At 50.6% G+C, this 500-nt stretch carries 1 protein-coding gene; it reads right to left on the bottom strand.

Translation table 11 applies throughout. The features are described 5' to 3' along the window. Positions 1-72: 72 nt before the first annotated feature. A partial coding sequence (locus HMPREF3101_RS11895) for a hypothetical protein (RefSeq protein WP_210386184.1) occupies positions 73-500 on the bottom strand: 428 nt, incomplete at its 5' end.

Genomic DNA, 500 nt, shown 5'->3' with positions numbered 1-500 from the left:
ACCCTCCTTTTCTCTACCGCTTCGCCCCTGCCCTATAGTGCTGCACTCAGCACTCAGCTAGTACACAGTGGCTTATAGTCGGGCTTTTTCTGGGCGCGGAGTATCAATGAGGTTGAAGTAACTTAATGAGTCTTCAAGCGCAAACTCCAACACATATGGGAAAATATCGAGTCCCGAGGAAATTGGCTTGTCTTGGAATTCTTCGCCCTCGTTGAGCTTGCGATAGAAACTATCGTTCGCATCAGTTACTGCAATATCCTCTCGGCTAGTGGGGCTGATTTTTACCGTTCCATCAAGCCGGGTCACACCAGGACAACACTCGGCAAACCGTCGATGCTCCGGATCCCAATACTGCGAAAGACTATTCACATAATAAGCCTCGAGCGGCACAGGCCGTGGAGCGCCAACATCTTCAAGCAGCCGAAACGCGCCACCTTGCTCAAAGTCCATCTTCAAGACCTCTATAGGCGGCAACAACAGTTCATTGCGCTCCACAAGAT

The sequence above is a fragment of the Corynebacterium sp. HMSC29G08 genome, from assembly GCF_001806875.1.
GTDB lineage: Bacteria > Actinomycetota > Actinomycetes > Mycobacteriales > Mycobacteriaceae > Corynebacterium.
This window is presented reverse-complemented; position numbering and strand designations above follow the sequence as displayed.